This is a genomic window from Cryobacterium sp. PH31-O1 (assembly GCF_030063455.1).
Taxonomy (GTDB): domain Bacteria; phylum Actinomycetota; class Actinomycetes; order Actinomycetales; family Microbacteriaceae; genus Cryobacterium.
Genome location: NZ_JASITB010000001.1, coordinates 557,891 through 571,816, shown reverse-complemented (window position 1 = coordinate 571,816; position 13,926 = coordinate 557,891). Strand labels below are relative to the sequence as shown.

Here is a 13,926-nt window from a genome sequence, read left to right as displayed (position 1 = left end):
TGGGCGAACAGACGGCGTGAACGCCGGTTACAACTGTGGGCGGAGCGACGGACGAGTTAGGCTGATCGGGTGCAAACTTTTGTGGTCGCAGGTGGATGTTTCTGGTGTCTCGATGCTGTCTATCGGGTCCTACGCGGAGTGAGCGACGTGGTGTCCGGGTATACCGGCGGCACCACCGCCAACCCGAACTATGACGCGGTGTGTACCGGGCGCACCGGCCATGCCGAAGCCGTCGCCGTGACCTTCGACCCCGACGTGATTCCGGCCAGCGTCATTCTCGACGTGTTCTTCACACTGCACGATCCGACCCAACTCAACCGCCAGGGCAATGACGTGGGTACCCAGTACCGGTCGGCAATGTTCTACACCGACGATGAGCAGAAGCAGCTGTTCGAAACGGCTCGTGAGCGGGCCAGTGAGTGGTGGGGCTCCGGCATCACGACCACGATCGAACCGCTCGGCGACTATCACGAGGCCGAGGACTACCACCAGGACTTCTTCAACAAGAATCCCGGTCAGGGCTACTGCATGGCTGTCGCGGTGCCGAAGGTCAACAAGATTCGCAAGTCGTATTCCGAATACCTCGTCGGTTAGCTTCTCCTCCCCAGCCGTTCGGTGGCAGGATTCTCCACCGTTTTCCGCGGCCGGCACCGAGAGGTTCCTTGACGCGGCACACTCGCAGTGTGCGACCTGGGAACGACGAAGACTGGCACGAGTTGTCGTTCCCGGGTCGTGTGCGCCGGCGGAACGCCTGGCGCCTTGCGCTTGCGTTTTCACGCGATCACCGTGCCGGGAGAAACCATGAGCGACCACATCACAATATCGGGAGTCATCGGCACGGTCCCCCGTTTGACCTTCGACAAGAACGGGTCTCCGATCACCACTTTTCGGTTGGCCTCCCGCCAGACCCACCGTGACAAGGCGACAAACGAATGGATCGTCGACGAGAGCTGCTGGTACTCCGTCACGACGTTTCGCCAGCTGGCCAAGAATGCGGGAAAGTCGCTCAATAAAGGCGAGCACGTTCTCGTCACCGGTCGGCTGGTCGTTTCGCAATGGACCAACGCAGAAAAATCCGGGACTTCCGTTGAGATCCTTGCTGACTCTGTCGGTCACGACCTCACCTGGTACACCACGACGCCGGTGCGCAGCGCGGCACCGACCCGTACCGGTGCCGAGCAGGGCAGTGCCGACCAGAGCAGTGCCGACCAGAGCAGTGCCGAGCAGAACGAGCCGGAACCGGTTGAACTCTTTGAATCCGCCGACTCCTTCGCTGCGTACGAGGCTGACCCCGGGCGCAGCGACCTTGCCGGAGACGGCTTTGTTCCCACCGATAACGACGCTGACCAGGATGCGTTTGCGCGTTTAGACTCGTAACATCGTCCACGTGCGTGGACCGGGGGAGGCAGTTCGTGAGCGTGGCAGAACCAGCAGGGCAGACAATGACGACGGGTTCGAAGCGATGGCGCCCCCGCCGCTCGTGGCAAACCGTGGGAGCGGTGGGCGCAGTGCTGCTCGTCGCGATCAGCCTGACAGCCTGCTCGGGCAGCCCGGTGGAGCCGGCGTCCAGCGGGACGGCGTCCGCCGACACGGCCATACCGGAGCCATCGGCGACACCCGATCCTGACCCCGGCCCCGCTCTGCTACCCCGGGGAACCGCCGCCGACAACCTCGGCTACTTCAACTTTCTGGCCGCGGCGGTCACCACGGCCAACCCGGCCGCCGACGGACGCGCCTACGTCGACGCGCTCGTGGCCGGCGGGTTCGACCGCGCCGCCATGGAGTTGACCTTCGATCGTACCCAGGCCGACCTTGCTGCCGACGCGGTGCAATTCTCGGTGCGGTTCGCCGGCGAATGCCTGATCGGCCAGATCGGGCCGGCCAGCGACGGCTTCCACAGCGTGGTCGCACCCATTCTGTCGACCGGTTTGTGTCTGGTCGGGGCCAGCCGGCAAATAGACTGGTAAACACTATGGCCGAATTTATTTACTCAATGGTCCGCGCTCGCAAGGCGATCGGCGAAAAGCTGATCCTTGACGACGTCACCATGTCCTTCTTTCCCGGTGCCAAGATCGGTGTCGTCGGCCCCAACGGTGCCGGAAAGTCCACCATCCTCAAGATCATGGCTGGCCTGGACACGCCCAGCAACGGCGAGGCAAGACTTTCCCCCGGCTACAGCGTCGGCATCCTCATGCAGGAGCCGCAGCTCGACGAGAGCAAGACCGTGCTCGAGAACGTGCAGGAGGGTGTCGGGCCGATCAAAGCCAAGGTCGACCGTTTCAACGAGATCAGTCTCGCCCTCGGGGAGCCCGACGCCGATTTCGATACCCTGCTCGCCGAAATGGGCGTGTTGCAGGAAGCCATCGATGCAGCGGATGCCTGGGACCTCGACTCCCAGCTCGAACAGGCCATGGACGCCCTGCGCACCCCGCCGGGGGACTCCGAGGTATCCAACCTCTCCGGTGGTGAGAAGCGCCGTGTTGCGCTGACGAAACTGCTGCTGCAGAAGCCGGATCTGCTGCTGCTCGACGAGCCCACTAACCACCTCGACGCCGAGAGCGTGCTGTGGCTCGAGCAGCACCTCGCCAAGTACCCGGGCGCCGTGCTCGCCGTCACCCACGACCGGTACTTTCTCGACCACGTCGCCGAGTGGATCGCCGAGATCGACCGCGGACACCTGTACCCGTACGAGGGCAACTACTCGACCTACCTTGAGAAGAAGCAGGAACGCCTGCTCGTTCAGGGCAAGAAAGACGCGAAGCTATCGCGTCGTCTCGCCGACGAGCTCGAGTGGGTGCGTTCCAACGCCAAGGGCCGCCAGGTGAAGTCGAAGGCTCGACTGGCTCGCTATGAAGAGATGGTCACCGCTGCCGAGAGCACCCGCAAGCTTGACTTCGAAGAAATCGTGATTCCGGTCGGCCCGCGCCTCGGCGCCCAGGTCATCGACGCGACCAAGCTGGAAAAGGGCTTCGACGGGCGCATGCTCATCGAGAACCTCAGCTTTACCCTGCCGCGGAACGGCATCGTCGGCATCATCGGCCCGAACGGCGTGGGAAAGACCACCCTGTTCAAGACCATCGTCGGAAAGGAACCGCTCGACGGCGGCGAGCTCAGGATCGGTGAAACGGTCGACATCTCTTACGTCGACCAGGACCGTGGTGGCATCGACCCCAACAAGACGCTCTGGGAGGTCGTCTCCGACGGCCAGGACTACATCCAGGTCGGCAAGACCGAGATTCCCTCGCGCGCCTACGTTTCGACCTTCGGTTTCAAAGGCCCCGACCAGCAGAAGAAGGCCGGTGTGCTCTCCGGTGGAGAGCGCAACCGTCTGAACCTGGCCCTCACACTGAAACAGGGCGGCAACCTGCTGCTGCTCGACGAGCCCACCAACGACCTCGACGTCGAAACCCTCGGGTCCCTCGAGAATGCGCTGCTCGAGTTTCCGGGTTGCGCCGTGGTGATCACCCACGATCGGTGGTTCCTCGACCGGGTGGCCACGCACATCCTCTCCTATGAGGGCACCGACGATAGTCCAGCCAACTGGTACTGGTTCGAGGGCAACTTCGAGTCGTACGAGCAGAACAAGATCGAGCGTCTCGGTCCGGATGCGGCCAAGCCGCACCGTTCCGCCTACCGCAAGCTCACGCGCGACTAAGCTAACCGCGGAGACTCTGTGAAGCTGCACGTACCGATCCGCCTGCGCTGGTCCGACCTCGACGCCTACGGTCACGTCAACAATGCCGAGATGCTGCGCCTGCTCGAAGAGGCGCGCATCCTGGCATTCTGGGTGACCGAAGACGATGGGGCGATCGGCGCGAGCACGGCCGTGCTCGACGGCCGCCCTGGGGCGGCGACCCTGACGCTCATCGCGCGGCAGGAGATCGAGTATCTCGCGCCGGTACCCTACCTGCGCCAGCCGCTGGACGTGCGACTGTGGCTGGGCAAACTCGGCGGGGCCAGCCTCGACGTCTGCTACGAGGTCTACAGCCCGGAAGGTGTCCTTCCCGAGCTGTTATATGCCCGAGCGAACACCACCATTGTGCTCGTCGACGCCGCGAGCGAGCGACCGCGCCGCATCAATGACACCGAACGCAGGGCCTGGACGCCGTATCTCGACGCACCGATCGAGTTCGCCCGCCGCTGACAACCTCACACTCTCCGGCTAGAGTTCCCGAAAACTGGTAGTGGTGAACCGAACACGCGTGCACGGCGTGTTAAGCAGTGGAGGTAGGTCATGGCCGATGAGCGTACCGAACTCTTGCAAGCCCTCCACGACGAACACGCGGCGCTATTGTGGCGATATGTCGTGCGGTTGACCCGCGACCCCGCCTTCGCCGACGACGTCGTGCAGGAGACCCTGCTGCGCGCCTGGCGACGCCCCCGCCTGCTTGACCAAACCGAAGTATCGGCCAGGGCCTGGCTTTTCACGGTGGCCCGCAACCTGGTGATCGACGATCGTCGCTCGGCCAGGGCCCGGCACGAGATATCGACCGACCAGCTGCCCGAGGTGCCCACCGACGACCAGACCGACGCTTTGCTGGACGCCTGGCTGGTCGCGGATGCCCTGCACGACCTCTCAGTCGACCACCGGGCGGTCATCGTCTGCGCGTACTATCGGGGTCAGTCCGTGGCCGAGACCGCCGGCGACCTCGCCATTCCCGAAGGGACCGTCAAATCAAGGCTGCACTATGGCCTGCGCGCCCTGCGGCTGGCCCTGCAGGAGCGAGGAGTGACGGAACGATGAACGCCCCAGCAGATCCGTACGGCGACTGGGATGGCGCCTACGTGCTCGGCGCCCTGTCACCGGGGGACCGGCGGGACTACGAACGTCACCTCAACGACTGCGAGGCCTGCAGCCAGGCGGTCGCCCACCTCGTAGGCCTGCCCGGGCTGCTGGCACAGGTTCCGCTCGACCAGGCCCTGCAGCTCGACCAGGCCCTGCAGCTCGGCCAGACCTCGGGTGCCCCAACGGATGCCGTCCGCTCCGCCACGCTGCTGCCCCGCCTGGTGCAGGCGGCCAGGGCGCGCACCCGGCGGACCCGGCTGCTCGTGGCTGGCGCCGTGGTCGCGGCGGCGGCGATCGCGGCATCCGCTGCCCTGGTCGTGCCGGCCTGGCTCGAGCAGCCCAGCCGTAGCGTGCGCGAAACGGCCGTTGCCATGACCGCGGTGGTTCCCAGCCCGCTCACCGCTACGTTTCGCCTGACCGGCGAAGACTGGGGTACCCGCATCGATGCGAGCTGCAGCTATGCCGAGAGCGGCAACGATTTTGGGCCGCAGCCGTACGCCCTGTTCGTAACCGACCGGGATGGTCAGGAGAGCCTCGTCGCCAGCTGGATCGCGGGGCCCGGCACGACGATCAGCGCGGCCGGCACCACGAGCGTCGCCGAGAACGACATCGCCAGTGTGGATATTCGGTGGATGCCCGACGAGCGGGTGTTGCTCGAATCCCAACCAACCTGGTAGCCGCGCTACTCGAGAACGATAGGCACGCGCAGCATGCCCTCTTGCGCGACGGTGGCCAGGAGCACGCCCTCGCGGCTGAAGATGCTGCCGGTGGCGAGGCCGCGGCCCCCCTGCGCGCTCGGGGAATCCTGCACGTAGAGCAGCCACTCGTCGACCCGACCGAAGCGGTGCCACCACATGGCGTGATCCAGGCTCGCGACTTTTAATCCCGGCGAGGCCCAGGCGACGCCGTGCCGACGCATGATCGGCTCCATGATCGAATAATCGCTGGCGTAGGCCAGAGCTGCGCGGTGCAGGTCGGGGTCGTCGGGCAGCGGGGAGAACGTCTTCATCCACACGGCCTGACGGGAGGTGTGCTCACCGTTGACCTTGAGATAGATCGGCGAGGGAACATGCCGCATATCAAAAGGGCGCTCGCTTGCCCAGTAGCGGGCCACCGTATGGTCGATGTGGGCGAGTGAATCGGATGCCGTCGGCAGGCTCTCCGGGTCGGGGATATCCGTGGGCATCTCGATGTGGTGTTCCAGGCCGTCGTCGGCGTCCTGGAACGAGGCGATCATCGACAGGATCGGCACGCCGTCCTGGTAGCACTGCGTGCGGCGGGTGGAGAACGAGCGGCCGTCATGAATGCGTTCGACCGAAAATGTGATCGGCTGGTTGACGTCGCCGGGGCGCAGAAAATAGCCGTGCATCGAGTGCACGTGGCGTTCGTCGGGCACGGTGCGCATCGCGGCTACGAGCGACTGGGCCAGCACCTGCCCGCCGAACACTCGGCCAAGTGGCATCCACTGGGACGGACCGGTAAAAATGTCTTCGCTGGTGCGCGCACCGGTGTCAGTCAGATCGAGGACGGCCAGGAGACCTTCCATCGGCTTGTGCATGCTGTCTCCTCGGGCAAGTTCGCGACCGCGGCATGCGGATGTTTCGTATCTTGGTAGTTTAGGAGATGATGAGCCACTCATTCACTCTTACCGATTCCCAATCCCTCAGCGACCTGATCGTGTTTCTCTCACGCTCCGGGCGTGTTCTCGACGGTTCCGTGCGCCTCATGGCCGCGGAGGGCGTTCTGGCGGTGTACACCGCCATCTTCTATCCGCGGGGTCTGCTCGATGCGAGCCCGACGGTTCTCGGCCTGCGCACCTTCGCGCTGAAGGAGCCGGTGGAAATCGACAAGGTCGTGCCGGTGCGGTCCCTGCTGGAACGCCTCAAACGCCTCGAATCCACCGCGCTTGACCTGACCCTGCCCGTAACGGTGACCGTTCCTCTCGAGGTGAACACCGTGACCTGGGCCGGCATCTCCCCGCCGAAGGGCGGCTGGGAACCGCACGGCCAGACTCCGGCAGCCCGCCTCGAAGCGGCCGCTCGAGCGGGAATCGACGAGGTTGCCGCCACTGTCCCGGAGGGCGCTGGCGAGTTGATCGTTGAGCGCGTGCGCTCGGAGGTGTGGGGTCGTCAGGTCGACGGGCTCGAATTCGTGCCGACCGGAGCCGGTTTTGCGGCGTTCAGCCTGGGGTTTCTCGCCGACGACGAACCGGTGCAACTCTTCGAGTCGGGGTTGTGGACCCGCCTCAGCACGAGCCGCGGCCACGTGCTGGTGCGGCGCAAGCCATGGACCCTCAAGGCCTGATCGGCTAGAGAACGGCGTTGTCGGTCGCGAGCAGGGCCGCCCAGACATCCGCGCGGGCCGGAAACGAGCCGAGGTCGCGGGCGAGCAGTTGCTCCGCCTGCGCAATGCGGGCGCGCACCGTGTGGCGGTGCACGCCGAGCTGTGCCGCGGCTTCCCCGAAGTGCCCGTTGCACAGCAGCCAGGCGCGCACGGTACCGAGCAGCTCGGTGCCGTGAACGCGATCGTGTGCGAGCACCGGCGCGAGCGTAGCCAGGCCGACCTCGCGGGCATCCGTTCTCGCCAGGAGGGCCAACACGCCCTGCCGGGCGACGACGCCGAACTCGGTCACGCCCGGCGCGCCCTCTTTGGCCCTGGCGAGCCCCTGCTGGGCTTGATCGAGGGCTCGAGGCAGCTGGCGATAGCTGCTCGGCTCCGACAGACCTGCGTGCAGGTCGAACAGCGTGCACAGATTCACCAGGATGTCGTGGGCTGCGCTGTCCAGACACAGCACGATGGTGTCGTCCTGGCGGGCAAAGAACAACTGTCCGGGGGAGTCTTCGACGCGTAGTTCGAGGTAGTCGGTAATGGCATCGCGGCGCGGCGTCGGCGCGTCGACGACGGCGACCTGCACCGGCCCGACCGGGAGCGCACCCCACATTTGCATGGAGATGTGTTCGACCAGTTTCTGGTCTCCGCCGAGCAGGGTGTGCATCAGGCCGGTGCGCAGCAGCCCCTGGGCGCGGTCGAGGGCGTTGTTCTGCTCCAGAGCGAGGCCGGCGAGTGCGATCACGCTCGTGACGACCTCGGTGCTGGCCTGGTCGAGGGCGCGAGGACCGCCGAGGGCGAGAACGCCGCGCAGGTGGTCGTGGCCACCGAGGGTCTGCAGGGTGAGGGTCTCGCCGCCGGCGTTGACGGTGCTGCTGGAACGCTGGCCGCGGGCCAATAAACGCCGGGCCTCGTGCTGCACGGTGGCGAGAGCATCCCGGGCCGCGGTGAAGGTCTCGCGGGGAAACACCCGGTCGAGGGTGCCGCTGGCATCGAACAGGGCCACCCAATGGCCGAGCTGGGTGGACAGTTCGGCGAGGGTCGCGCTCAACCCGTCGGGGCGGAGCGCCGCGAGCGCGATGGCGCGTTGTGCTTTGAGCGCCCAGGTGGCGCGGGCGAATCGATCCTCGGCCACGAGGTCGCCGGCCGCCCGGGCCACGGCAATGAACGGGGTGCGGTAGGGAACCTCGAACAGCGGCAGCCCCAACGTCTGACAGGCCGCGAGCAGTGCGTCGGGTGTGCCGTTCCGAATCACCTCGGTGCCAAAACCGAGGGCGGTGATGCCTCGGGTAGCCAGGCGCTGCACGTAGGGGAGGAATTCGGCATCCGCTGCCGTATCGGTGCCGAATTGGGTGCCGGTCGTGAGCAGCACCTGATCGGTGGAGAGGAACGGGGTCGGGTCGATCAGATCCGAGCTGTGCACCCACTCAACCGTTCTCTCGAGCATCGCCCCAATCACAGCGGGTTCGGGGTCTCCGATCAGGCTGAGCCCGAGATGTGGATCAGCGAGGAGCAGGCGCAGGGTGGGAAGCATTGGTGTTTATACAGAACGGCGAGTTGGCATGCCGTAACTATACAGGTGGGATAGAGCTGGGCGAGCTCTTTCTGCCTAGCATTGCCCCGTGCTGCTCTGGCACAGCGGCGTCGTGCCGCGATATCGCCCTTCGCATCGATCGGAACCCTCATGACACTCGTAGCTCCCGCTCGCCCCACCAGCACGCCGCTCGGTGGTCCCTCGCTGGCTCAGGAACGCAAGCTGGTCACGAGCATCCCCGGGCCAAAGTCGCGAGCGCTGAGCGAACGTAAGGCTCAGGCGGTCTCGGCCGGCATCGGCGTGGCGCTGCCCGTCTACGTCGTGGCCGCCGGCGGAGGCGTTCTCGTTGACATCGACGGCAATTCGCTCATTGACCTCGGGTCGGGCATTGCCGTGACCGGGGTCGGCAACAGCGCCCCGCGCGTTGTCGAGGCCGTCGCCGCCCAGCTGGCCCAGTTCACCCACACCTGCTTCACCGTGGCGCCCTACGACTCCTACATCGAAGTGGCCGAAGCCCTGAATCGGCTCACGCCAGGTGACCACGAGAAGCGCAGCGTGCTGTTCAATTCCGGTGCCGAAGCGGTCGAGAACGCCGTCAAGATTGCCCGGCACTTCACCGGCAAGCAGGCCATTGTGGCTTTCGATCACGCCTACCACGGTCGTACCAACCTCACCATGGGCCTGACCGCCAAGAATCAGCCGTACAAGAGCGGCTTCGGGCCGTTCGCTCCCGAGGTCTACCGTGCGCCGATGTCCTACCCGCTGCGCGACGGTGGCCTGAACGGTGTCGTAGCGGCGAACCGGGCCATTTCGCAGATCGAAAAGCAGATCGGCGCGAGCAACCTCGCCGCGATCATCATCGAACCCATCCAGGGCGAAGGTGGCTTCATCGTTCCGGCTCAGGGCTTTCTGCCCACTCTGCTGGCCTGGTGCCGCGCCAACGAGGTCGTCTTCATCGCCGACGAGATCCAGACCGGATTCGCCCGCACCGGACACATGTTCGCCTGTGAGTACGAGGGCATCGTGCCGGACATGATCTGCACCGCCAAGGGCATCGCCGGCGGCCTGCCGCTGTCGGCCGTCACCGGCCGCGCCGACATCATGGACTCGCCGCAGGCCGGAGGCCTCGGTGGCACCTACGGCGGCAACCCGCTCGCCTGTGCCGCAGCGCTCGCCACCATCGACACCTACGAGACGGACAACCTGGTGGCTCGCGCGGCCACCATCGGACAGATCATGGGTGATCGCCTCGCTGCGCTCGCCGAGGCCGATCCGCGCATCATTGAGGTACGCGGTCGCGGCGCCATGATGGCCATCGAACTCGTCGACCCCGCAACGGGGGAGCCGGATGCTGCGCTGACCGGTCGGGTCATCGCCGCCTCTCACGCGCAGGGCGTGATCCTGCTCGGCTGCGGAACCTACGGCAACGTCATCCGCTTTCTACCGCCGCTGAGCATTCCCGACGCCCTGCTGCTCGAGGGCCTGCAGGTTCTTGCCGACGCACTCGCTGCCGATTCGGCCGCCGCGTGAGCGCCGTGATCGACGGTGCCGTTCTGCGGTCGACGGAGGTCGAACTGCTGGCCAGGGTACCCGACCAGTTGTACATCGACGGCCGGTGGGTGAACGGAACCGGGGAGCTGATCGTGGTGACCGACCCGGCGACCGGGCAGGTTCTCAAGCGCATTCAGAACGCCTCCGTCGCCGATGGCGCCCGGGCGCTCGATGCGGCTGCTCGGGCAGCGAGCTCATGGTCGGCCACCCCGGCACGGGTACGCGCCGAAATTCTGCGGCGGGCCTTTGACCTGCTGCAGGAGCGACGCGACGACTTTGCCACGCTCATGACCCTCGAAATGGGAAAGCCGATCGCCGAGGCCAACTCCGAGGTCAGCTACGGCGGCGAGTTTCTGCGCTGGTTTAGCGAGGAAGCCGTGCGCATCAGCGGCCGCTACGGTGCCACCCCGGAGGGCACCGGCACGATGGTCGTCACCCAGCGGCCGGTGGGCCCGTGCTACCTGATCACACCGTGGAATTTTCCGCTCGCGATGGCTACCCGCAAGATCGCGCCGGCGCTCGCTGCAGGCTGCACCGTCGTCGTCAAACCCGCCGAGCTGACCCCGCTGACCACCCTGCTGTTCGTGCAGTTGCTGACGGATGCTGGCGTGCCGACCGGTGTCGTCAACGTCATCACGACGACCCAGTCGCAGGCCGTGTCCGCCCCGATCATCGCCGACCCGCGGTTGCGCAAGCTCAGCTTCACCGGGTCGACCGTGGTCGGGCGTGCGCTCATCGCGCAGGCGGCCCAGAACGTGCTGCGCACCTCGATGGAGCTCGGCGGCAATGCTCCCTTCGTCGTGTTCGCTGACGCCGATCTCGAGAAAGCTGTCACCGGCGCCATGCTCGCGAAGTTTCGCAACACCGGCCAGGCCTGCACGGCGGCCAACCGATTCATCGTGCACGCTTCTGTTGCCGAGGAATTCGGCCGTCGGCTGACCGCGCGGGTGAGCGAGCTCGTGCAGGGCCCCGGCATTGACCCCACGGTGAACTTCGGACCGCTCGTGACCGACGCAGCCGTCGACAACATGGAGTCCCTGGTGCAGGACGCCCTCACGCACGGTGCAACCCTGCTCACCGGCGGCACGCGCAGCGAAGGGCCTGGTTCGTTCTATGCGCCGACGGTACTGGCCAACGTGAGCGCCGACAGTCGGATGGTGCGGGAAGAGATTTTCGGACCGATCGTCGGTATCAGAACCTTTGAAACAGACGAAGAGGCCATCAAAATGGCAAATGACACCGAATATGGTCTGATAGGTTATGTTTTCACCACCGATATCGTACGTGGACACCGTATGATCGACAGTATCGACACCGGAATGATGGGCCTGAATACCGGTCTCGTCTCCAACGCCGCTGCACCATTCGGTGGTGTCAAGCAGTCCGGTCTGGGTCGTGAAGGTGGCCTCGAAGGCATCCACGAGTACCTCTCGACCAAATACACCCTGATCCCCGCGTCCTAACCCCCCCCCCAGAACACAGGAGCAACCATGACCACGATTGATCGTGACGTCGTTATTATCGGCGCCGGGGCATCCGGTCTCACCGCCGCCACAGCGCTACAGAAAGCCGGCCTCAGCGTGGCCGTGCTCGAAGCCCGTGACCGCGTCGGCGGGCGCCTGTGGACCGATCGGATCGAGGGTGCCATGCTCGAAATTGGCGGCCAGTGGGTGTCACCCGACCAGCAGGCCCTCAAGGACATGCTGGCCGAGCTGGGCCTGGCCACCTACCCGCGCTACCGCACCGGTCAGAACGTGTACATCAATGGTGCCGGCGTTGTCAGCCGATTCGATGGCGAGATTTTTCCGGTTCCGGCCGGCACCGAAGCGCAAATTGTGGGCCTGATTGAGAAGCTCGACGCCCTCGTGGCCGAGATCAACCCGGACTGCCCGTGGGAGCATCCACTCGCCAAAGAACTCGATGAGGTGTCGTTCAACCGGTGGTTGGAGACCCAAACCGACGACCAGGAAGCCCGCGACAACATCGGCATGTTCATCGCCGGGGCCATGCTCACCAAGCCGGCGCACTCCTTCTCGGCGTTGCAGGCCCTGCTCATGGCCGCCAGCGCCGGCTCGTTCAGTAACCTCGTCGACGCAGACTTCATCCTCGACGAGCGTGTGGTCGGTGGTCTGCAGCAGGTGCCGCTGCTCCTGGCCGAGAGGCTCGGCAGCGACGTTTTTCTGGGGCAGCCGGTGCGCAGCCTGGCCTGGAGCGAGGGCAAAGTTACGGCCGTAGCCGACGGTATGACGGTCACCGCCCGGCACGCCATCGTCGCCGTTCCGCCGCCACTGATCAGCCGGATCAGCTTCGATCCGCCCCTGCCGCGCCGCCAGCAGCAGCTGCACCAGCACCTCTCCATGGGCTTGGTGATCAAGGTGCACGCCGTCTACGAGACTCCGTTTTGGCGTGCCGACGATCTCTCGGGCACCGCCTTCAGCCCGTACGAGCTGGTACACGAGGCCTACGACAACACCAATTTCGAAGACCCCCGCGGCACCCTCGTGGGGTTTGTCTCCGACGAGCAAGCGGATGGTGTCTTCGCTCTGAGCGCCGACGAGCGCAAGACGAGAATCCTTGAATCGCTCTCGCACTACTACGGCGAGCAGGCCCTGCACCCGGTCGTGTATTACGAAAGTGACTGGGGCTCCGAGGAATGGACCCGCGGCGCCTACGCCGCGAGCTTCGACATGGGCGGACTGGCCAGGTACGGCGCCGAACTGCGCAGCCCCGTCGGTCCGATCTCGTTCTCGTGCAGCGACATGGCTGGCAAGGGCTACCAGCACGTTGACGGCGCTATCCGGGTGGGGCACGACACCGCTCTGGCGATCATTGCCGCGCGTGTTTTGACGACCGCGTGAGGTTTCTGGTCGGCTACACCGCGACTCCGGCGGGAGCGGATGCCCTCGCCCTCGGTGTGCGTCTTGCCCGCGCGCCCGGCGCCGAACTCGACATCGTGCTCGTGCTCAACGGGGGAGAGCGGGCGACCCTTACGCCCACCGATCCCGGCTACGACAGGCTCCTGCTCGAAACGGCTGAGGAGTGGCTGGCTGAAGCGCGCACCCTCGTGCCCGCCGGAATCACCGTGCACACCCACCTCGAACACGCAGATTCCTTCACCCAAGGGCTGCTCGCTGCGGCCGCCCGACTTCAGGCGAACCTGATCGTGGTCGGGGCGGCCACCCACGGCCTGCTCGGGCGTTTCGCGGTCGGAAGCGTGGCCGGTGGGCTGTTGCACTCCTCCCCGGTGCCGGTGGCACTCGCTCCCGAGGGCAGCCGAGTGATGGGCACCGACGAACCGATCGGGCGGGTCACCTGCGCGGTCGGTACCAAACCGGGCGCCGACGGACTGCTGACGGCCGGCATCCTCTTGGCACGCACGGTGGATGCCCCGCTTCGGTTGGTCTCGCTCGTTGCGATCGACCGCCCCGGCGCCGATGCCCAAACCATTCAACTGGCCGCCGACCATGCCCAGGCTGTGCTCGACTATGCCACCGAACACCTGATGGATGGGCTCGACGTCACCGCAAGTGTCGCCTCCGGAGGCAGCGTCGAGCATGCCGTGCGCGGCCTGCACTGGGACAGTTCTGAAATTTGCATTGTGGGGTCCAGCCGGCTGGCGCAACCTCATCGACTTTTTCTGGGTTCGATCGCGGCGAAGATGCTGCGCGAATTGCCGGTGCCACTCATCGTGGTTCCGCGAGATTTCACCGTGACGGTGGGGAAGTAA

14 protein-coding genes are annotated in these 13,926 nt (G+C 65.7%); 12 read left to right on the top strand and 2 right to left on the bottom strand.

Annotation, left to right across the window (positions count from 1 at the left end; genetic code table 11):
• Positions 1-69 precede the first annotated feature (69 nt).
• From msrA to QMK31_RS02670, 7 genes are all read left to right on the top strand, one after another.
• Positions 70-594 (top strand): peptide-methionine (S)-S-oxide reductase MsrA, encoded by a 525-nt coding sequence (gene msrA / locus QMK31_RS02700; protein WP_283499388.1) that lies wholly within the window; start codon positions 70-72, stop codon positions 592-594.
• Positions 595-801: 207 nt separating this feature from the next.
• On the top strand, positions 802-1,377 hold the full coding sequence (locus tag QMK31_RS02695) for a single-stranded DNA-binding protein (RefSeq protein WP_283499387.1): 576 nt from the start codon (positions 802-804) through the stop codon (positions 1,375-1,377).
• A gap of 122 nt (positions 1,378-1,499) precedes the next feature.
• Positions 1,500-1,967 carry a DUF6993 domain-containing protein gene (locus QMK31_RS02690; protein ID WP_283499386.1) on the top strand — a complete coding sequence of 156 codons (468 nt, stop codon included), beginning with the start codon at positions 1,500-1,502 and terminating at the stop codon, positions 1,965-1,967.
• Between the two features lie 5 nt (positions 1,968-1,972).
• Positions 1,973-3,655, top strand: coding sequence for an energy-dependent translational throttle protein EttA (ettA, locus tag QMK31_RS02685; RefSeq protein ID WP_283499385.1), 1,683 nt, complete (start codon positions 1,973-1,975; stop codon positions 3,653-3,655).
• Between the two features lie 18 nt (positions 3,656-3,673).
• Complete coding sequence (locus tag QMK31_RS02680) at positions 3,674-4,144, top strand: acyl-CoA thioesterase (protein WP_283499384.1); 471 nt, start codon at positions 3,674-3,676, stop codon at positions 4,142-4,144.
• A 90-nt stretch (positions 4,145-4,234) separates the two neighbouring features.
• On the top strand, positions 4,235-4,744 hold the full coding sequence (locus QMK31_RS02675; protein WP_283499383.1) for a sigma-70 family RNA polymerase sigma factor: 510 nt from the start codon (positions 4,235-4,237) through the stop codon (positions 4,742-4,744).
• Positions 4,741-5,463, top strand: coding sequence for an anti-sigma factor family protein (locus tag QMK31_RS02670; RefSeq protein WP_283499382.1), 723 nt, complete (start codon positions 4,741-4,743; stop codon positions 5,461-5,463). The genes QMK31_RS02675 and QMK31_RS02670 overlap by 4 nt, the downstream gene beginning before the upstream one ends.
• A gap of 5 nt (positions 5,464-5,468) precedes the next feature.
• Here QMK31_RS02670 and QMK31_RS02665 read toward each other — a convergent pair whose 3' ends face one another.
• Entirely contained in the window at positions 5,469-6,344 is an 876-nt protein-coding gene (locus QMK31_RS02665; protein WP_283499381.1) for an acyl-CoA thioesterase, read from the bottom strand.
• Positions 6,345-6,412: 68 nt separating this feature from the next.
• Between QMK31_RS02665 and QMK31_RS02660 the strand changes: the two genes are divergently transcribed.
• Entirely contained in the window at positions 6,413-7,090 is a 678-nt protein-coding gene (locus tag QMK31_RS02660) for a DUF8185 domain-containing protein (RefSeq protein ID WP_283499380.1), read from the top strand.
• Positions 7,091-7,094: 4 nt separating this feature from the next.
• On the opposite strand, the gene QMK31_RS02655 is transcribed toward QMK31_RS02660, so the two are convergent.
• The gene (locus QMK31_RS02655; RefSeq protein ID WP_283499379.1) at positions 7,095-8,648 is read right to left on the bottom strand and encodes a PucR family transcriptional regulator; all 1,554 of its coding nucleotides are present in this window, start codon (positions 8,646-8,648) and stop codon (positions 7,095-7,097) included.
• Positions 8,649-8,798: 150 nt separating this feature from the next.
• Here QMK31_RS02655 and gabT point away from each other — a divergent pair, with 150 nt between their 5' ends.
• The 4 genes from gabT to QMK31_RS02635 are packed head-to-tail and all read left to right on the top strand — an operon-like array spanning position 8,799 to position 13,926.
• A complete protein-coding gene (gene gabT, locus QMK31_RS02650) occupies positions 8,799-10,178 on the top strand; it encodes a 4-aminobutyrate--2-oxoglutarate transaminase (RefSeq protein WP_283499378.1) in 1,380 nt (459 codons plus the stop codon).
• A 5-nt stretch (positions 10,179-10,183) separates the two neighbouring features.
• A complete protein-coding gene (locus QMK31_RS02645; RefSeq protein WP_283499810.1) occupies positions 10,184-11,662 on the top strand; it encodes an NAD-dependent succinate-semialdehyde dehydrogenase in 1,479 nt (492 codons plus the stop codon).
• Between the two features lie 27 nt (positions 11,663-11,689).
• Positions 11,690-13,057 carry a flavin monoamine oxidase family protein gene (locus tag QMK31_RS02640; protein ID WP_283499377.1) on the top strand — a complete coding sequence of 456 codons (1,368 nt, stop codon included), beginning with the start codon at positions 11,690-11,692 and terminating at the stop codon, positions 13,055-13,057.
• Positions 13,054-13,926, top strand: a complete 873-nt coding sequence (locus tag QMK31_RS02635) for a universal stress protein (protein WP_283499376.1) — start codon at positions 13,054-13,056, stop codon at positions 13,924-13,926. Before QMK31_RS02640 ends, QMK31_RS02635 begins: the two co-directional genes overlap by 4 nt.